This window comes from Barnesiella sp. An22 (assembly GCF_963931395.1).
In the GTDB taxonomy this organism is placed as follows: Bacteria; Bacteroidota; Bacteroidia; order Bacteroidales; family Barnesiellaceae; genus Barnesiella; species Barnesiella merdigallinarum.
The window spans coordinates 517,034-537,100 of record NZ_OZ007014.1 but is presented as its reverse complement, the minus strand read 5'-3'; the positions used below and the strand labels follow the sequence as shown (position 1 = coordinate 537,100).

Genomic DNA, 20,067 nt, shown 5'->3' with positions numbered 1-20,067 from the left:
GTCATTTCTTCGGCTTTCCTTTCTTTTCAGGGAATGAAAAAGCGACATTGAACTGTTCGTCCAGTACCAGCGAAGCATCGAAAACCTTGCCGTTCTTTCCCTTGAAGCCCTTGATTAACCCGGTCTTCCGCTTCGTCACCAGTTCGACAACCTGCTTGTCGGTTAGTTGCTTGTCGCACTTGTTACGGAATATGGTAAGCGTACAGTCCACGTTGGAACATTTCGCCACTTTCGGGTAGAACAGGATGCGTCCGCTGCCACATTTCGGACAGGGACAGGTTTCACCTCCGGCAATGGACAGTTGTACGGAAAGCAGTTCCGCCGTGATTTGGGCGGCATAGACCTCGATGCCTTTCCTGAATGTGTCGGCATCCATGCAGCCCGCTTCTATCTTGGCAAGGGCGGTTTCCCACATACCCGTCATTTCGACATCGGCAATCTTCTTGTCCTTGACAATCCTGTAAACGGCAAGTCCCTTTTCTGTGGGTATAATATTCCTTTTCTCACGCACGATGTACTGGCGTGCGAACAGTGTTTCTATAATCGCCGCACGAGTGGCTGGCGTACCTATCCCGGCATCTTTCAGGCTGGCTTTCAACTCGGCATCCTCCAGTTCCCTGCCCGCATTTTCCATTGCGGCAAGCAGGCTGCTTTCCGTATGCAGCGGCTTCGGCTTGGTCTGCTTTTCGAGCAGATCCACGCCGGAGAGCGACAAGGTTTCTCCCTCCTGAAGCTGTGGCAGTCCGGCAGCTTCTCCGTCCTCGCCTGCTTCCTGTTCGTTGAACACAGCCCGCCATCCGGCTTCTTTCATTATCGCCCCTTTTACGGTGAAATCGGTATTTCCGGCGGACAATACAGCGGTGGTAACGTCTTTCACGCATTTGTCCGAAAAGGCTTCCAGCATACGCCCGGCTACCAGTTCATAGACCGCCCTTTCATCTTCGGAAAGTTCATCGGGCAGGTTCTCGGTAACGATTAAGGCATGGTGGTCGGTTACCTTGCCGTCATTCACGCTGCGGCGGTTCAGTGTGTTGCTGTTCAAGCTGGCGGCATATCCGGCAAAGCGGGGGTATTGTCCCAACAGTGCGATGCGTTCCGGCATTTCCTCGAAAACATCCTCCGAAATATAACGGCTTCCGGTTCTCGGATAGGACATCACTTTCTTTTCATACAGGCTTTGTGCTATCGAAAGCGTCTTGTCCGCTGAAAAATCCAGCTTCGTGTTCGCTTCCTTTTGCAATGTGGTAAGGTCGTACAAAAGGGGCGGTTCTTGGCTGGTTTCTTTCCTCTCAACAGACTTCACCACAAGCTGCCCGGCATCCTTTACCCGTTGCAGGGCGGCTATGGCATCGGACTGCTGTTCCCACTTGTCGGTCGATTGGGCGGTGAAACCTATTCCCCCGCTGGCGGTCGCCGCTTTGAGCTGCCAGAACTTGGTCGGGACAAAATTCCTGTTCTCCAAAAAACGGCTGCATATCATCACGAGCGTGGGTGTCTGCACCCTGCCCAACGAGAACACGCCCTGTCCGGCGGCTACGCTCAACGCTTGGGTGGCGTTTATCCCTATCAGCCAGTCGGCTTCACTGCGGGACTTGGCGGAGAGGTAGAGGTTATCGTAACGTCCGCCCGGCTGCAAATTGTCCATCCCCTCACGGATAGCCTTGTCGGTAAGGCTGCTTATCCACAGCCGGACAAAAGGCTTGCGGCAGTTCAGGTAATGGAATATATACCTGAAAATCAATTCCCCCTCACGCTTATCACAACTTTAGATAATCGCGATTATCCAAAGTAAAAGATTATCCAAAGTAGAATTCTATTCGTATTTGATTATGAGATAGTTATATTTAATACTTACAAAAACTACTTTGGATAATAATTAGTCCTACTTTCCAAGTCCTTTTAACCAGTGCTTCAATTTTGAATCTTTCTCCCAAGAGCCTTCTACTTTATCCATGACAGGAATGATGTCTGCATAAGCAGCTTCAAGAGCCTCTCTTTTCTGTTTGGAATCAGCCCGAGCGTATATTTCTGTAGTTTGTATAGATACATGCCCGAGTATATCCCGAATATAAATCAAGTTTACTCCGGCTTGCAACAAGTGCATCGCCTTGCTGTGCCGTAGGCTATGAGGGCTGATTTTGGCTGGTATAAGATTCGGATCTGCAACATGTGCATTCCTCACGTATCTCATCAAAATAAAAGTTACCCCCGCATTTGTGAGTTTTCCCCCTCTGTTGTTTACAAACAAAGGACGTTGGTTCAACGATTGCTTCAACAGACCTTCGGTTTCCATATACTTTTTAAGTAATTCCACTTGCTGTTCTTGTAGCGGAACAAGCCTTCTTTTCCGTCCCTTGCCAAATAATGACACATAATATGGCTTAACCAAATGCAAGTCTGTCGGTGTCAAATCTATGAGTTCCTGAACTCTGGCTCCACTGTCATACAGTAACGCTATCAAGGCAAGATCACGAAGTCCGTTTCTCGTATTTACTGGTATTAACGACAACAATAGTCTTATTCCGTCAATAGACAAATAACTTACCGACTGCTTTTCGCAATGTTTCGATTTTATAGATAATATGGATTGCCATTGGTCCAAATGGAAGATGTCAGTATACAGCATATACTTACAAAAAGTATGGAATGCGGAGAGCTTTTGATTGCGTGTTGCTGTACCGCATCCTTTGTTTTCTTCCGTCCAATGTAAAAAATCCGAAACGTTGTTTCGTGTCAGATGTTCCAGCGATATCCTGTCTGCCTTAATGCATCTTGTTTTTTCCATAAAATCTATGAATGACAAGAATGTATTTCCATATGCCCTTATGGTGTTATGGCTCAGACCTCGTTCTCCGGACAGATAACTTGTAAAAAAGCGAGTCAGATACTTTGCAAAATCATCTTTCATAGGCTACAGGATTATTAGGTAAAGCGGGGTATAAAAAACTTGTAATGGAACTTTCCAGTTTCAGTACATCCGGATACATCTCTTGTGTCAGCCGCACATAGGTTTCCGTATCGGACAGCTTCTTATGTCCAAGAAAAACGGAAAGAATAGGAAGCGTACAATATATATCCGCCCCGTTTCTTACTTGGCGCATCAACGAATGTACGGCAAATGTATGCCTTAGATCATGTACTCTGGGTCCTTTTTTAGCACAATGCGGAATACTGCATTTTCTTAATATAATTCTGAACCACGCATAAACCCTGCTCTGGTTCAGAGGCAATCCGGATGGAGAAATAAAAAATGGAGACTCCATGGCATTTACATGGGGTAAAGGCAGCCTGTTCCTCGCTTCCACATATTGGCTTAACATCTGGTGCAATGACGGACAGACAGGTATCAGGCGTTGGCGCTGGTTCTTGGTTTTCCTTATTGTGATTACTCTTTTCTCGAGATTTATATCTTGGTTCAACAATGACGTGGCTTCACTCACACGCATCCCTGTACCATACAGCAGGCGAAAAATGGCAGGTATAGAAAAAAGACGGCTGTCCATATTTCCGTGATCGCTGGCCACAAGAGAATCACACACTGTAAAAATGGAAAGCACTTGTTCGTGCGTGAAGATGTATGGTGCATACGTATTGGCTTTGCTCTTTGGAATTCGAGGTACATAACAAGGAAAACCTATGTTATTCATATACTTTGCAAACTGTGCCAATATAGAATATTTGCTACAAATCGTTTTATAGCTGTTATTAATCAAAGTATGTCCCCATTTGTCTATCAGTACACTTGGGATAAAAGGAGTCCGTACCTTTTCTTCGATGAAGAACCGATCGAGTAACCCTAAAACACTTTCAAAATATTTCCTTGAAAAACCCAGAGCTTCTTTTGCATCCACAAACTTTTGCATATATGGAGCGAATACGCTCATAAATTTACATTTTTCCATAAAAGATACCTCCTTTCTGTTCGTAAAAAGCGGGATTGACAAGCGGTACGTCAAGGGCACATTTCATCAGGCTTGACAAATCTACCCTTAAATATTCCATTGTACTCAAGGAACTCTCGTGTCCCAATGATTCAGATATGACTGGCAGCGAAACACCGTTGGCAAGCAGTCTGCTGGCGAGAGAATGACGCATAGCATGAGGACCGAACTTACGTTTGGATATATCAACGCCTGATTCTCTCATAATTCTTGATATTACACCGTTTATTCCCCAACGGAACATTGGACGATAAGGTGGACGTGCCGATAAGAATATTTCCGAATGCCCGGAAATCGGTCTGCCATAACGCAGATAATTGACTATGGCTTCACCGACATCAGTAAGCAACGGAAGCTCTATCGATTTTTTTGTTTTGTATTGGATGAATGCAATGACATTGTGATCCCAATCCAAATGGTCAAACTCCAATCTGCAAATATCCGAAGCGCGTAAACCGAGCCGTGTGGCAAGAAGCAATATTGCATAATCACGTTTCCCTACCGGACCTGATTGTTCAACCGACAACTCTATTTGTTTGACTTCTTCGGCACTATATATGGAAGGCAGTTTTTCCCGTTTGGGATAACGGTTACGAGAAAGAACATATTCAAAATCTGTCTGAATATATTCTTTACCTGCCAGGAATCGGAGAAACAGCCGTATAGAAGAATATCTGTCCCTGGCGTTTCTACTCGTACTCAAAAAAGTCACGATTTCATCTTCTCCAATATCGCAAAGTTTTGATTTTGACTTGGTTTCCAAAAATTCAATAAAATAACTCAAATTACGGCGATGTTTTAAAACCGTAATATCATTACGCCGACTATTTACCAGCTCTTCCAGAAAAAGATGTGCAGCTTCTCCAATCTCTCCGGGCAAAGGATGTTCTTCTATTGGTACTATCCTTTTTGGAATAATACCTGTATCCAAATAAGCGGAAAGGATATGCACACTACGAGTAAGTACCCGCTTGGAGAATGGGGTTAAATTCGAAAGAACTGATTTCAGGTAACATTCTCCGGCTTCAGTCGAGTAGAACATGATGTCTTTTTCCTGTAGATAAGGCAACAGGTATTCCGACCATTTCTTCTGGTGTAAAGTAATGCAGGCTTCCGAATACCCAAGAAACCGCAAGTGTTCTGTACATTCTTGTATCAGAACATGAATGTTTTTCTTTTTGTTGTTGGACATATTTATTGATTTTAACGGGTGGTTTGTTCCAACCCTATGCGAAATTACCATTATATTATCCAAACAACATTATCAAAAGTAATATTGAAAATCAATTTATTGGAAACTTATAGTTGTTATTGCTTTGGATAATCTTTTACTTTGGATAATCACGCCCGGCATCGGTGGCGACAATAATCCTGTCGCACTGGTCGAACACCTCCTTAATCACTTTCAACTGTTTCAACACGCCGGGGTCTGCCTTGTAGCCTTTCTCGGCTTTCACCTGACGGGGGATTAGCCGGAAATCGGACGGAAGTATGGGCAGGCTCTCCCTGCGAAAATTTGCCACGCCGTAGGCTTCGGGCATGGCAAGCTGTATCAAGTGCCCGAACGCCCATGTCACCATGTACCCGTTGCCGGACAGATACCCGTCATTCCTTTGTGTCGCCCCGATAATCCGGGCGATGTCTTTTGCCACGCTGGGCTTTTCCGCTATCAATGCAATCATAATTCTTCACTTTTTAATGGTAGGTACTACATTTTCATCCCTCTGGACTTCTTGGGTTTGTCCGTTTTCAGGCTCTTGTCCTGTGCTTTTTCCTGTTTCTCTTTCTGCTTGGCGGTGGGTTTCTGTTGTCCCTGTTTCAGCGGCTCTTTGGTCTGTTTGGTTGCTTCATCGGTCTTTCCTCCAGAATTGACCGCTACCTGCGTCCGGCTCTCGGAAACGGGGATAACATCTTTCGGCTGCACCTTGCCGGAGGATTTGCCCTGTACTCCGGGCTGCACATGACCGTTGAACTCCACACCCTTGCCGTCCTTTAATCCTGTGACCTGCTGCTGTGCGGGCTGCTGCCCCTGCTGCAAGAACTGGACGGCAGACCTCGGCAGGAACTCCAAGCCACGCTCCACTGCGCTGACTTGAAGATAGGCACTGCGTTTCGTCCCGTCCTTGAATTGCAGGTTTTCCAGCTTGACGGGTTTCCCAGCTTCAAAAGCGGCTTTCTGTTCTGGGCTTACTTTCACGCCACAAACGGTATCGGGGCATTTCCACTTGTCTGCCCGCATGTACTCCAGTTCATGGGTGTATCTGTCCCGGCTGACGAACACGGGGATTTGCTCCCCGTTTTTCGGGTCTTTGATTTGGATAATACCGCCCAGATTGCCAGTTCCCAGCAGGTTGCCTTGTTCCTGCTTGGAAAATTCGTGCCCGTTATACGGGCGTTGAAGCAGCTTTTCATCCATTTGCACGCCGTGCAGCTTAGGCACTACCGTCCCGTCCTTTGCCTGATAGAAAGAGAGCTTGACATCGGTAGGTTTAAGGTAGAAACCGCCTACCGTCCCCGAAACGGTATAGGTGTTGCGGGATTTGTAGCCACGCATCACCCTGTCGAAATCCTTTGTGTTTTTCAACGTGTCGGCGGTAATGCCGACTTTCTTCAAGTCCTCCCAATTGATTTTAGCCGGGTCGAAACGGTAGTCCTGCCTGCCCCCGTTATTGTCGGGATTCGGAACTCGCAACATTTCCGCCCGTCTGTCGCCCTCCGGCGTGGGGTTGCGGTGGTTGTCCTCGATAGCTTTTGCGTCCTGTTCCGCTTCCGTAGCCTTGCTGCGGAACAAAGCCAGTCCCTCCGTGTCCTGATACCTGCGGAAAAAATTGGAAATGAAGTTGCTGAACACATCGCTGTTCCTGTCCACCTGCATAAACTCACCGCTATGGGATTGGGTCGGTTCTACGGTCTGCAAATTGCCCTCGTTGTCGATACCTTTAACGGCACTCACTTTCCCCTGCTGTTTATCCAAGACCAGCAGCACGTCTTTTTCCTGCCCCTCTGCGGGCTGGTTCATTCTGTTTGCCATAAATAATTGGAATTTTAGTGGTTACGGGATTATTCCCGTCCAAAGGTAACGACTAAATATGCTATATTTTGACTGGCGGCAATGAGTGTCCCGATTTGTCCTGCGGTGTCCCGGTTTGTCCGGGTAGGATAAATCTCCGACTGGTGATTGGAGAATTAAAAAGGGCATAAAAAAAGAGAGCGAAGTCAATCACTCTCTTTTGATGAGCCATTTATGAGCCATTTAATCATGTCTCTTCCGGCTAATAATCAGCATTTTGCAAAAAAACGGCATTATATCCGTGATACGTTAGTGAGCCATTTAGGTGTATAATAAGTTCCCTTACCCACTTTTCCCTGCATATCCAGCCAGCCGTTCATTTGCTGGAGTATGCGGGAAGCTGTCGGTTTGCTTACTCCCAAAATTTCCTGCACGTCCGAGTTTGTCACACGCCCGTTCTTGGCTACATACTCTATAACAGGAATATACCTTTCATCCACCCGCTGCGCCAGCAGTTGAGAACGTATATCGGTATAATAGGTAATCATCAGACCGCTTAACATTTCAAGTCGGGGCGGCAGCAATTTGTATGCGCTGACCGCTTCCAAGATACGCTTGTAGCCCCGTCCCCAGCTTTCGATGTCCCCGCTTCTGAAAAATGCGTTGGCGATTAACGGGTTATATGGAGAGGATGGATGGTTTTCAAAAAGCCTTTCGGTAGTCCAGTTCTCCGGCAACTGCCCGGCGTTCCAAAAAGTGATATGGTCGGGAAATACGCTAATCTGAACGGGCACGGCACTGGCGTAGTCTTTATGTGCTACGGCATTCATCAACGATTCCCTGATGGCTTCTACCGGGAACTGCGGCGTTTCACGCCGAGAAATTCCCTCGTATGAGATACGGTAAATCAGGTATTTGCTTTTTATCAAATCCATAGCCTTGTCCACCTGCTCCATCAAAGCACCGTGAATTTCGTCCTGAAACTCCAGATTGCCTTTGTCATCCCGGAAGAAACCAATCTTTATATATGCACCGAACACAAACCTTTCAGGGTCGGGATGGAACAGCAGCAGTGCTGCACGGTTCAAATGTCCGTCCTCGTCTATCAGACGTAAATCATGCAGCAGGTGTTCGGTCTTATCTTTCAAAACACCTTCGTCCACCCGTCCGCTCCTTGCCGCTTCCTTACGGAAACGGTTCAATGCGCTTTCCGACAGTTCTTCTATTTTGGCTCTTTCTATGGGAAACTCGTCCCAATGCCTGCCTGTACGTTGCAGGATAAAGCGGTTCAATGCCGCACCTTTCAACTCCTGTTTCGTGCTGCCGCTGCGGTAATGGTATTGACCTTTATAATTGATAGGGTTCGAATAAGGCGGCACGTCAATTTCCACATACTCCAACCCGTCTTTGTCCAACAGGTTCACGTCCACAATGATACCCAGCACATCACGGACTTTGTTCGGTATGTCCTCCAACAGCTTCTTGGCATCGGCAACACCGACCACCTGCCCGCTGTCATTCATGCCTATATATATCTTGCCGCCTGCGGCATTGGCAAAACCACATATCCATTTCAGATAGTCGTCCCGCCAGCTTTCTTTCCATTCTATATTTTGGTTCTCATTCATAATCATTTCTTTGTCTGCAAAATTAGCAAAAATACTGTGTGTCAGGAAAGAATATCGGTTATTCTTCCTCCTCCTTAATCAAATGGCACAGCTCCGGGTCATTCTTGATACGGGTTATCTCGTCTTCGACAATCTGCCGGACTTCCTGACGGATGCGTTCGTAGTTGGCTTGTATTTCCTCCTGCATCCGGTCGTTGCCATCCTTGTCGGTGAAGTCGATAATCTGCGGCAGCTTCACGTAACGGGCAGTTTCCCGTTTCACCTTCTCGTTGTCCACCACGATTTCACAGTGGAAAATCTTCTGTTCTATCCGTTCATCGAAGTTGTCCGCCACCGCTCCCACGAACATGCCTTGCGTGAGGTTGGATATTTTGCTGGCAGGTATCAGGCTGTCCATCTGGGTGCTTATCGAGGTGGACTTCTCCCGCTGGTTGATTGTCATGCTCTGCCGTTTCTGCAACACCTTCCCGAAACGCTCCGACAGGATTTTTGCCGTTTCCCCGACCACCTGCTCGCTGAACACGTTGCCTACCGTATTTTGTATCACACGGCTTTCCTTGTCCCCGTAGTCACGGGTAAGCTGGCTGTAATCCTGAAAGCCCAGCAGAACCGCCACCTTGTTGCTTCGGGCGGTCGCAATCAGGTTGTCAAGACCACGGAAATAGATAGTGGGCAACTCGTCTATAATCACCGAACTTTTAAGCTGACATTTCTTGTTTATCAGCTTCACTATTCTACTGTTATACAATCCCAGTGCCGCCGAATAGATGTTCTGGCGGTCGGGATTGTTGCCGACAACCAGTATTTTAGGCTCTTTCGGGTTGTTTATATCCAGCGAGAAATCATCGCCCGTCATTACCCAGTAAAGTGCCGGGCTTATCATACGTGAAAGCGGTATTTTGGCACTCGCTATCTGCCCCTGCAACTGCTCTTGGGCATCTGATTCCCAAGCGTCCACGAACGGGGAAAGATAATTTTCCAGTTCTGGATAGCTGCGCAAAATCGTGAACACATCGGCGTATTTCTTGTTCAACAGTTCAATGGCATGGGGGAACGTGCAATACCTGCCGCCCTGATAGATGCGCAAATACCAAATGATAGCCGCCAAAAGGATAATCGGGCTTTCCACGAAGAAGTCGCCCTGCTTGGTTATCCAACTGCGATTGAGGTTGAGCATTATCGTGTAGCTGGCTTCGTAAGCGTCCGCTATGTCCGACATGAAGCTGGCGTTTATCGGGTTGCACCGGTGGCTCCTGCGTGGGTCGTCAAAATTGATAATGTAAAACTTGGGCTTGACCTTGTAGCCGTCCAAATGCGTGAGCAAATGATTATATGCTATTTCCGACAGGTCGGGAAACTTATAATCATAACAGTAGAGTGCAAAACCCTTCTCGATTTGCTGTTTTATGTAATTGTTTACCACTGCGTATGACTTTCCGCTTCCCGGCGTGCCCAGTACAAGACTGGCACGGAACGGGTTCACCACATTTATCCAGCCGTTGTTCCATTTCTTCTTATAATAGAAACGTGTGGGCAGGTTTATCGAATACTCGTTCTCGATAAGCCGGGTTTCCTGCTGGAAACTCTCGTTCTCGGTGTTAAAGACATCATCCATAAGGTTGTTCTTCAACAGGCGGGACATCCATGTACCCGCCATGAGCAGGCATATATAGCCCGCAGACAGCGTGGCGATGTAAAATGCCGTGTCCGCCGTATGCGGCAAGGGCAGTTCCAGCAGCCACCAGTTCAGGAAGAACAGGACGAAGCCCACCGCAAGGCAGCAATATATCTTCGTCCAAGTTATCTTCTCGTTCTTCACCCCCTTTGTCCCGATGCACGACAGGGCGAGAAACACCACCGCAAAAAGTTTCGTCCACAGCATGGACGAGAACAGCCCGGTGGTACGCTGGAAGTTCCACAAAATCTTGTCTATCACCTCAAAGGTTACTCCCCATCCTTTCAGGCTGGAGTAACAGAACCAGTACACGTTTATTCCCACGAATAAAATACTGATTGCCCGCATAAAGTCCATGACCCTTGCAAGCCCCCTCAAATCATCTTCCTGTTGCATAGTCGTATGTTTTTAAGTTATTCGATGCGTCTTGTGCGCTTCTTTTTCTTCTTTCTCTTTTGCCCGGCGGTGTCCTGCGGCGGTTCTTCTCCTATGGAAGATCCGCCGAACAACCCGCCCAGTCCGCTGACCGGATGCCGTGCCGCCGTATGCGGCTGCTGCGTGAAGTCCTGCCCTTGTCCCCGCTGCGGAGCAACGCTTTCGGTCTGTCCCGTTTGGACATCCGAATACAGGTCATTGAACACGTTCGCCGAAAACTCCTTGCCCAAACGTGAACCGTTCAATACCACCCGGCTGTCGTGGTCGATGAACGTAACGCCATAGATGCGCCCGCTGTCGTTCTGCCGGAACACCACGTCAATGCCCTGCCGTTTCAGTTCCTGTTCAAACTTTTGTCGGTTACGGGCGGTCTGCATGGCTGCGGCGACAATCTTCCGGGTACGCTCTTTCAGCTTCCCGTCCTTAATCGTCTTGCCAGACTTTTCCATCCTGCACAGCACCGCTTCGTAGCCTACCGACTTGCCGATGCGGGATGCCTTTACCGGGTTGCCCACCTTTTCGCCCTTATCGTCCGTGGCGGAATAGACAATGCCCTGATAGGGTCTGCCGTTTATTTCCCCCCTGACTTCCTCGGCGCACACGTTGCAGGTGGCAAGCAACGCCCTGTACTCCCCGAACGACTGGAAGCGGTAGCCGTAACAAGCCGCTTTCACGGTATTGCCAATCTGGTGCTTCACGTCCCCGGCTGTGTAATCGACCTTTTTAAGTTCGGGGCGTTCGGCACGCTCCTTTCTCTCCGCCGGATGCAGGTTGTATTTCCGTTCCAGTTCACGGGTGATCTGCTTGCTTCTCCGGTGCTCGAACCTGTCATTCAGCGGCTTGCCGTTTTCGTCCACCCGTAAGCCCACGATGTGGATATGGTGGCGGTCGATGTCCTCGTGTTTATAGACCAAATAAGGCTGGTCGCCATAGCCCAACTTCCGCATATACTCCCGTGCGATGTCGGAAAGTTGGCTGTCCGAAAGCACGTCTTCCGGGTGCGGGTTTATGGAAATGTGCAATATCGGCTTCTTGGTGGACAAATGGACGGGCATCTGCATTTCAAAGCTGCGCATACACCCGCCGATGCTGGAATGCCCGTCCTCGTCCAACAGCATTTTATTGGAGAAAAGCACCTTCGCTTCCCCGTTGTCCACCTTTTCCTGATTGTATGCCAGTGCGCCGAACATGGAACTTCCCGTACTTATTTTGGCAACCATAGTTCCCTGCACTCGTTTGTCAGGTCGATAACCTGACGGTTCAACATAGCCAGTTCAGTAGTCGCTTTCTCCAGTTTATAGAGAAAAGCGAGTGCCTTTTTCTCCGAAAAGTTACTATTTAGAGCCTTTACCACTTGGTTGTAATTGACCGCTACCGCTCTGAATTGCGCATAAAATTCGGTCAGTCGGGCGCAATACTCGACCGCCGACTTGTCCACTTTCACCACCCGGAACGGCTCGCCGAAGATACGTGCGGCGATGAAACGGGACTTGCTCGAAACGCCCGACTGCTCCCACTGCGAGAGGAAGCGGGCGTTCTCCCGGTCGTTCAGGTAAAGGACATGGCGATGTTTCGCCGGGTCTTGGAGGGCGGGGCGACCGCCCTTGCTGTTTTTCCTTGTTTCCATACTTCCTTGAATTAAAAAATCACGACTTCGGAGTGTTTTTTACCCCGCAAGGGGCAAGGCGTTTTCAGGCACGGAAAACGGTTTCGTGTGCCACGAAACACACCTTGCTATTTTCTGGCGAAAATCGAAAATCCGTCCGGGACGGATTGGGGTCTGCATCAGGCGGCAATCCCTGCCGTCCACCAGCACCGTTATACGTCTTTACCCCTTGCGGCTCGTTACTCCGCTGCAAAGTAACGGTGATTTATAATGCTGTAAAATAGGCAGTTGGTGGACAAAACGGGACACGAAAGGACAAAACGGGACACGAAAGGACAAATCGGGACACATCTAAAAACGGACGTTTTTTCTCCTTTTATTTGCATAAGATTTCAAGATTGAAAGCAAGATTGAAAGACACATTTCAATCAGGCAGGAACGGTTGAAAGCAGGATTTCAAGAAAACGTGATTGCTGGATTTCAAGAAAGAATGAAAGCAGGAAAGCAAGATTGAAATAAAGCAGTCTTTCCATATTTCAAGCCTGCAATATGGAAAGCCCGAATGATTGGAAGCAATAAACAAATATATCAACCAATAATGAACGGAAGCAATATGGAAAACGAGAAAACACCCCTTTATGTCGCCTTTTCCACCCAGAAGGGCGGGGTCGGCAAAACCACCTTTACCGTGCTTGCGGCGAGTTACCTCTATTACCTCAAAGGCTACGATGTGGCGGTAGTCGATTGCGACTACCCGCAACACTCCATTGCCGGGATGCGCAAGCGTGATGCCGAACAGGTCGGGGCGGACGAGGATTACAAGCGCATGGCGTATGAACAGTTCACCCGTCTGGGGAAGAAAGCCTACCCGGTGCTGTGCAGTTCGCCCGAAAAGGCGATAGCCACGGCTGACGGATATACGGCAGAAGCCGGACACGTGCCGGACATCGTGTTTTTTGACCTGCCGGGCACGGTGAACAGCGAGGGCGTGATAAACTCCCTTGCGGGCATGGACTATATCTTTACCCCGATTTCCGCCGATAAGGTGGTTCTTGAAAGCAGCCTGTCGTTTGCGGTGGCTATCCAAAAGCTGCTGGTGAGGAATGAAGCCTGCCGACTTGCCGGGCTGTACCTCTTCTGGAACATGGTGGACGGTCGGGAGAAAACCGACCTCTATGCCGCCTATGACAAGACGATAAAGGAACTGGAACTACCGCTGATGAAAACCTTTATTCCTGACACCAAACGCTACAAAAAAGAACTGATGACGGACAGGAAGGCGGTGTTCCGCTCCACGCTCTTTCCCGCCAGCCGCCCGCTGGTAAGGGGCAGCAACTTGGAAGAACTGATAACAGAAATGATGTATTACATTAAATTACAATGATATGGCAAAGCAAAACGGCACTCTGCCGAAAATAGACGAGGATTTCATGCGGGAACTTATCTCGCAGGGTGTCCCCGCCAAGCAGGACAAGCAGCCGGAGAACATACCGAACCCCGGCGGCGAAACGGGCATCACCCAAGAGGGACAACAAACGGAAACGGTACGGATGGAGAAACCGACACCTCGCAGGCGCAAGGGTTGCACGGGCGACTACCGGGAAACCTACTTCCAGAAAGTGGAACTGGCAGACCGACAACCCTTGTACGTTAGCCGAGCCACCCACGAGAAACTGATGCGTATCGTGACGGTGATAGGCGGGCGCAAGGTGACGGTAAGCAGCTACGTGGAAAATATTCTGCTGCGGCACTTCGAACAGTACCAAGACGAGATAAACGCCTTGTACGAAAGCCACTTCCAAAAGCCTGTCTGACTATGGTAACCTATTGCATACTTACCGGGCTTCTGGTGTACTATATCGCCCTGTGGCTGTGGTATCGCCATGCGGACAACAGGCGTTCCGAAAAGGGAACAAATGATAAAACCGTTCCCGAAAGTCAGGCGGACGGCTACACGCTGATAGGCGAGAGCCGCTACAAGGGTGGACTAATCGGGACAGCGCAGGACAAATCGGGACATCTCCCGCAAGCGGCTGAAAATGATACTATTTTTGCGGCGCAAGCTGCCGGACAGCCGGACGAAACGCCCGACTGCGGGGATGACGAACCCGATTACGAGGACGAAGAAATATCCGGGTACATGGACGGGTACGATGATACGGGCAGGGCTGCGGGCGTGAGCTTTGAGGAACTGGGCGAAACGGTACGCACGGCGAACGCCGACAACTCCACCGAAGCGGAACAGCGGCAAGCCGCCGTGACGCTGGCTCGGATTGAGGGGACGAACCTCTACGATGCGGTAGTGGAGAACATCAACGGCGGGCTGGCAAAGGTGGCGGAACTGCTGGGACGCAACGAAGCGGAACTGGCTGCGGTTGCTCCCGCCGGAACTGGCAATACCAGCGGGGAATACGAAGCGTTCGACATGAACGAGTATCTGTAACATAACAAGTAACTATATGAAGCAACGTGATTACGGTTGATTGGCAATACTGACACCAACAGACGGCATCCGTGCCGCAACCACTAAAATTTCAAATTATTCATCCGCCGTGCGGCAGCGGACTATCCACCCGCTGTCCCGGCATTAAAATCCAATTCGCAATGAAAAAGAAAATCTTTTTGTCGGCGGCTCTCCTTGCCGCTGTGGTAAGTGCCTACGCACAAGGTAACGGACAGGCGGGCATTACCGAAGCCACCAACATGATAACCGGGTATTTCGACCCCGGAACAAAGCTGGTGTACGCAATCGGGGCGGTCTGCGGCTTGATTGGCGGTGTAAAAGTGTATAACAAGTTCTCAAGCGGTGACCCCGATACCAGCAAGACCGCCGCAAGCTGGTTCGGGGCGTGCATCTTCCTGATTGTCGCCGCCACTATCCTGCGTTCGTTCTTCCTCTAAAACGGCGGCTATGTCTGAATATCCGGTAAACAGGGGTATCGGGAAGCCGGTGGAGTTCAAGGGGCTGAAAAGCCAGTACCTTTTCATCTTTGCGGGCGGCTTGCTCGCCGTGTTCGTGGTGTTCATCGTCTTGTTCATGACAGGCGTGAACCAGTGGCTATGTATCGGTTTCATCGTGTCGGCTTCGCTGCTGCTCGTATGGCAGACTTTCCGGCTCAATGCCAAGTACGGCACGCACGGACTGATGAAAGCTGCCGCCCGCAAAAGACATCCCCGCTTCATCATCAGCCGAAAGGCGATACCCAGATTATTCACCTATAAAAAAAGGAAGGAAGAAAGACCATGAGGAATATGTTAAAGGCTACCACGCTGGAAAGGAAATTTCCCCTTTTGGCGGTGGAGAACGGCTGCATCATTTCAAAGGATGCCGACATAACGGTGGCTTTCCGGGTGGAACTGCCCGAACTGTTCACCGTCACCAGTGCCGAATATGAAGCCATACATTCGGCATGGTACAAGGCAATCAAGGTACTGCCCGACTATTCCATAGTACACAAGCAGGACTTCTTCATCACGGAGAACTACCAGCCCGACACCGGAAAGGACGAACTCAGTTTCCTGTCCCGGAGTTTTGAGCGGCACTTCAATGAACGCCCGTTCCTGAACCATTACTGTTACCTGTTCCTGACAAAGACGACAAGGGAGAGAAGCCGCCGACAGAGCGACTTCTCCACCCTCTGCCGGGGCAGGATTGTTCCGCAGGAGATAGCGGACAGGGAAACGGCTATGAAATTCATCGAAGCGGTCGGACAGTTCGAGCGTATCATGAACGACAGCGGGTTTATCACGCTTACCCGGCTGGCAGTACCGGAAATCACCGGGCAGGACGGAAAGGCTGGCATCATCGAGAAATACTTCTCGCTTTCACAGACAGATACCACCTGCCTGAAAGACATCGGGCTTTACCCGGAAGAAATGCGTGTCGGGGACGACATACTGTGCCTGCACACGCTTTCGGACGTGGAAGATTTGCCGGAAAAGGTCGGTACGGACACACGGTTTGAAAAGCTGTCCACCGACCGGAGCGACTGCCGCCTGTCATTCGCCGCCCCGGTGGGCGTGCTGCTGTCGTGCAACCACGTCTATAACCAATACATCTTCATAGACGACCATGCCGAAAACCTGAAAACGTTCGAGCAGACCGCCCGGAACATGCAGTCGCTTTCCCGCTACTCCCGTGCCAACCAGATAAACAAGGAATGGATAGACGAGTACCTGAACGAAGCGCACAGCAAGGGGCTTGTTTCCGTGCGCTGCCACTGCAACGTCATGGCTTGGAGCGATGACCGGGAGGAACTCAAACGCATACGCAACGATGTGGGAAGCCAGCTTGCCCTGATGGAATGCAAGCCACGCCACAACACGGTCGATACGCCCACGCTCTTTTGGGCGGGCATACCGGGCAATGAGGGGGACTTCCCGGCGGAAGAAAGTTTCTACACGTTCTTGGGGCAGGCTCTCTGCCTGTTCGTGGAAGAAACGAACTACAAGAGTTCGCTTTCGCCCTTCGGCATCAAAATGGTGGACAGGGTGAGCGGGCGACCGCTGCACATCGACATATCAGACCTGCCCATGAAGAAAGGCATCACGACCAACCGCAACAAGTTCATACTTGGGCCGAGCGGCAGCGGGAAGTCTTTCTTCACCAACCACATGGTACGCCAGTATTACGAGCAGGGGGCGCACGTGCTGCTGGTAGATACGGGCAACAGCTATTTGGGGCTGTGCCAGCTTATCCACAACCGCACGCACGGCGAGGACGGGATTTATTTCACCTACACCAACGAGAACCCGATAGCGTTCAACCCGTTCTATGTCGAGGACGGGGTATTTGACATAGAGAAGAAAGAGAGTATCAAGACCCTTATACTCACCCTGTGGAAGCGGGACGATGAAGCCCCGAAGCGGTCGGAAGAAGTGGCGTTGTCCAATGCGGTAAGTGCCTATATCGAACGTATCACGGGCGACAGGTCGGTAACACCCTGCTTCAACACGTTCTACGAGTTTGTCCGGGACGAATACCGCCGACAGCTTGAACGGAAGAATGTCAGGGAAAAGGACTTTGACATTGACGGCTTCCTGAACGTGCTTGAACCCTATTACAAGGGCGGCGAGTATGACTACCTGCTCAACTCCGACAAGGAACTGGACTTGCTGCACAAACGCTTTATTGTCTTCGAGCTGGACAATATCAAAGACCACAAGATACTGTTCCCGATAACGACCATCATCATCATGGAAGCCTTTATAAACAAGATGCGCAAATTGAAGGGAATAAGAAAATTAATCCTGATTGAAGAAGCGTGGAAAGCGATAGCGTCGGCGAACATGGCGGACTACATAAAATATTTGTACAAAACCGTCCGAAAGTATTTCGGGGAAGCGATTGTGGTAACGCAGGAAGTGGAGGATATTATTTCCTCGCCTATCGTGAAAGAGAGCATCATCAACAATTCGGACTGCAAGATTCTGTTAGACCAAAGGAAATATCTCAACAAGTTCGACAGCATACAGAACCTCTTGGGACTGACCGACAAGGAACGTTCGCAAATATTGTCCATCAACATGGCGAACCATCCCGGACGGAAGTACAAGGAAGTGTTCTTCTCGCTGGGCGGCACGCAGTCGGCGGTGTACGCAACGGAAGTTTCGCTGGAGGAATATTACACGTACACGACCGAAGAAAGCGAGAAAACGGAACTGTTCGCCCTTGCCGACAAGCTGGGCGGCAACCTTGAACTGGCTGTCAAACGGCTTGCGGAGAGCAAAAGAAATCCCGGATTATCAACCACCTAAAAATAAACGATATGAAATTAATGGACAATCTGATTTACACGCTGCTGTCCGCCTGCCTGCTGGCTGGCTGTAAGGACAGTGAAAGCAAGGAACTGGAAAGGATGCAGGGCGACTGGGTACACGTCAGGGGACACCCGGCTTTCACACTCACGGAAACGGACGGCAGATACACCGTCATCCGTAAAGCGAATGTCAGGGGCAGGGTACTGGAAACTACTTATCCGGTGACAGAGCGGAACGGCTGCCTGTTCATTGAAACAGGCTTCGGCATACAGTTCACCTACGACAAAAGGAACGACCGGATAACGCTCCTGCCCGGCGGCGAATACAGGCGTGTTACAAATCCTAAAAACAAAAAATGATGAAAAGAACGATTCTTCTTATGGCGGTATGCCTGTGCTTCATGGGCAGGGCATCCGCCCAGTGGGTGGTGTCAGACCCCGGCAACTTGGCTCAGGGCATCATCAACACCGCCAAACAGATTGTGGAAACGGCGGGAACGAAAGCCAACACCCTGAACGGCTTTCTGGAAACGCAGAAGATTTTCCAGCAGGGGAAAGCCTATTACGATGCGCTCAAATCCGTGCATGATGTCGTCAAGGGCGGTATCAAGGTGAAGAAAAGCATCGAACTGGTGGCGGAAATCTCCGAAATCTACGTCAGGAACTACCAAATCATGCTCGCCGACCCGTATTTCACGGCGGACGAGCTGGCGACCATATCCTCCGGCTATGCCATGCTGCTGGACGAGAGTTCGGACGTGCTTCAGGACTTGAAAAATGTCGTGAACATCACGGGCATGTCTCTGACGGATGCCGAACGGCTGGCAATCATCGACAATGCCTACCGAAGCCTGATGAACTACCGCAATCTCGTGAACTACTACACCCGCAAGAACATTTCCGTGTCCTACCTGCGGGCAAAGAAAAAGAACGACACCGACCGGGTGCTGGCTCTCTACGGCTCGGCGGATGAACGCTACTGGTAACATCAAACGGACATGCCTATGTTGTTAGCAGTGGATTTTGACAACCTACACCAAGTGCTGCGGGTGCTGTATGACGAAATGATGCCCCTGTGCGGCAACATGACGGGGGTAGCCAAAGGGATAGCCGGGCTGGGTGCGCTGTTCTATGTAGCCGCCAAGGTATGGCAGTCGCTCGCGCGGGCGGAAGCCATAGACGTGTACCCGCTTCTACGCCCATTTGCGCTGGGGCTGTGCATCATGTTCTTCCCCACGTTCGTGCTGGGGACTATCAACACGGTGCTGTCGCCGATAGTGAAAGGATGCAGCCAGCTTATGGAAACGCAGACCTTCGACATGAACGAGTACCGGGCACAGAAAGACAGGCTGGAGTACGAAGCCCTGATGCGAAGCCCGGAAACGGCATACCTCGCTTCGGACGAGGAATTTGACAGGCAACTGGAGGAACTGGGCTGGTCGCCCTCCGACATGGTTACCATGACGGGCATGTACATGGACAGGGCGGCATACAACATCAAGAAATCCGTCCGGGACTGGTTCAGGGAACTGCTGGAAATACTCTTTCAGGCAGCGGGGCTGATTATCGACACGCTGCGCACGTTCTTCCTGATAGTGCTCTCGATACTGGGTCCGCTGGCGTTCGCCCTTTCCGTCTATGACGGTTTCCAAAGCACGCTGACCCAGTGGATTTCACGCTATATCTCGATTTACCTGTGGCTTCCCGTGTCGGACTTGTTCAGCAGCGTGCTGGCACGCATACAGACACTGATGCTCCAGAAGGACATCGAGCAGCTTTCCGACCCGAACTTCATACCGGACGGGAGCAGTACCGTGTATGTAATCTTTATGATTATCGGCATCGTGGGCTACTTCACCGTTCCGACAGTGGCAGGCTGGATTGTGTCAGCCGGGGGTACAACCGCATACAACCGCAACCTGACACGTGCGGGCGCACTCACGGGTGCGGCGGCAGGTGCGGCAACCGGAAAGATTGCAGGAAAACTTCTCAAATAACCAACTTCAATTTTTA

General features: G+C 50.1%; 17 protein-coding genes and 2 pseudogenes. 9 read left to right on the top strand and 10 right to left on the bottom strand.

Annotated elements, in window-relative coordinates; genetic code table 11:
* Position 1: 1 nt before the first annotated feature.
* The 10 genes and pseudogenes from ABGT88_RS02210 to mobA form a co-directional block, all read right to left on the bottom strand.
* Positions 2–1,753, bottom strand: a pseudogene (locus tag ABGT88_RS02210) (DNA topoisomerase); the annotation flags it as partial.
* 129 nt (positions 1,754–1,882) lie between these two features.
* Positions 1,883–2,908 carry a tyrosine-type recombinase/integrase gene (locus ABGT88_RS02205; protein WP_057256749.1) on the bottom strand — a complete coding sequence of 342 codons (1,026 nt, stop codon included), beginning with the start codon at positions 2,906–2,908 and terminating at the stop codon, positions 1,883–1,885.
* Positions 2,898–3,902, bottom strand: coding sequence for a tyrosine-type recombinase/integrase (locus ABGT88_RS02200; protein WP_206422497.1), 1,005 nt, complete (start codon positions 3,900–3,902; stop codon positions 2,898–2,900). The genes ABGT88_RS02205 and ABGT88_RS02200 overlap by 11 nt, the downstream gene beginning before the upstream one ends.
* Positions 3,889–5,133, bottom strand: coding sequence for a site-specific integrase (locus ABGT88_RS02195; RefSeq protein ID WP_346700149.1), 1,245 nt, complete (start codon positions 5,131–5,133; stop codon positions 3,889–3,891). Before ABGT88_RS02195 ends, ABGT88_RS02200 begins: the two co-directional genes overlap by 14 nt.
* A gap of 148 nt (positions 5,134–5,281) precedes the next feature.
* Positions 5,282–5,623 (bottom strand): annotated as a pseudogene (locus tag ABGT88_RS02190) (toprim domain-containing protein); the annotation flags it as partial.
* A 26-nt stretch (positions 5,624–5,649) separates the two neighbouring features.
* Positions 5,650–6,972: a DUF3945 domain-containing protein gene (locus ABGT88_RS02185; RefSeq protein WP_346700147.1), complete on the bottom strand. Its 1,323-nt coding sequence runs from the start codon at positions 6,970–6,972 to the stop codon at positions 5,650–5,652.
* Positions 6,973–7,244: 272 nt separating this feature from the next.
* Positions 7,245–8,579, bottom strand: coding sequence for an RNA-binding domain-containing protein (locus ABGT88_RS02180; protein WP_346700145.1), 1,335 nt, complete (start codon positions 8,577–8,579; stop codon positions 7,245–7,247).
* 58 nt (positions 8,580–8,637) lie between these two features.
* Positions 8,638–10,650, bottom strand: coding sequence for a conjugal transfer protein MobC (mobC, locus tag ABGT88_RS02175; RefSeq protein WP_346700143.1), 2,013 nt, complete (start codon positions 10,648–10,650; stop codon positions 8,638–8,640).
* Positions 10,651–10,667: 17 nt separating this feature from the next.
* Positions 10,668–11,909, bottom strand: coding sequence for a conjugal transfer protein MobB (gene mobB / locus ABGT88_RS02170; RefSeq protein ID WP_346700141.1), 1,242 nt, complete (start codon positions 11,907–11,909; stop codon positions 10,668–10,670).
* Entirely contained in the window at positions 11,894–12,316 is a 423-nt protein-coding gene (mobA, locus tag ABGT88_RS02165; RefSeq protein ID WP_068856495.1) for a conjugal transfer protein MobA, read from the bottom strand. The genes mobB and mobA overlap by 16 nt, the downstream gene beginning before the upstream one ends.
* A 577-nt stretch (positions 12,317–12,893) precedes the next feature.
* Between mobA and ABGT88_RS02160 the strand changes: the two genes are divergently transcribed.
* From ABGT88_RS02160 to traJ, 9 genes are all read left to right on the top strand, one after another.
* Positions 12,894–13,679, top strand: a complete 786-nt coding sequence (locus ABGT88_RS02160) for a ParA family protein (RefSeq protein ID WP_068856494.1) — start codon at positions 12,894–12,896, stop codon at positions 13,677–13,679.
* 1 nt (position 13,680) lies between these two features.
* Entirely contained in the window at positions 13,681–14,109 is a 429-nt protein-coding gene (locus ABGT88_RS02155; RefSeq protein ID WP_068856493.1) for a DUF3408 domain-containing protein, read from the top strand.
* 2 nt (positions 14,110–14,111) lie between these two features.
* Positions 14,112–14,738, top strand: coding sequence for a hypothetical protein (locus tag ABGT88_RS02150; RefSeq protein WP_346700138.1), 627 nt, complete (start codon positions 14,112–14,114; stop codon positions 14,736–14,738).
* A 161-nt stretch (positions 14,739–14,899) separates the two neighbouring features.
* Complete coding sequence (locus ABGT88_RS02145; RefSeq protein WP_068856491.1) at positions 14,900–15,196, top strand: DUF4134 domain-containing protein; 297 nt, start codon at positions 14,900–14,902, stop codon at positions 15,194–15,196.
* Positions 15,197–15,206: 10 nt separating this feature from the next.
* Positions 15,207–15,542 carry a DUF4133 domain-containing protein gene (locus tag ABGT88_RS02140; protein ID WP_068856490.1) on the top strand — a complete coding sequence of 112 codons (336 nt, stop codon included), beginning with the start codon at positions 15,207–15,209 and terminating at the stop codon, positions 15,540–15,542.
* Complete coding sequence (locus ABGT88_RS02135; RefSeq protein WP_068856489.1) at positions 15,539–18,052, top strand: TraG family conjugative transposon ATPase; 2,514 nt, start codon at positions 15,539–15,541, stop codon at positions 18,050–18,052. The genes ABGT88_RS02140 and ABGT88_RS02135 overlap by 4 nt, the downstream gene beginning before the upstream one ends.
* 11 nt (positions 18,053–18,063) lie before the next feature.
* A complete protein-coding gene (locus ABGT88_RS02130) occupies positions 18,064–18,414 on the top strand; it encodes a DUF3876 domain-containing protein (RefSeq protein ID WP_270738642.1) in 351 nt (116 codons plus the stop codon).
* A complete protein-coding gene (locus ABGT88_RS02125) occupies positions 18,414–19,040 on the top strand; it encodes a DUF4141 domain-containing protein (RefSeq protein WP_068856518.1) in 627 nt (208 codons plus the stop codon). Before ABGT88_RS02130 ends, ABGT88_RS02125 begins: the two co-directional genes overlap by 1 nt.
* A 12-nt stretch (positions 19,041–19,052) precedes the next feature.
* A complete protein-coding gene (gene traJ, locus ABGT88_RS02120) occupies positions 19,053–20,051 on the top strand; it encodes a conjugative transposon protein TraJ (protein ID WP_068856487.1) in 999 nt (332 codons plus the stop codon).
* The last annotated feature ends 16 nt before the right edge of the window (positions 20,052–20,067 follow it).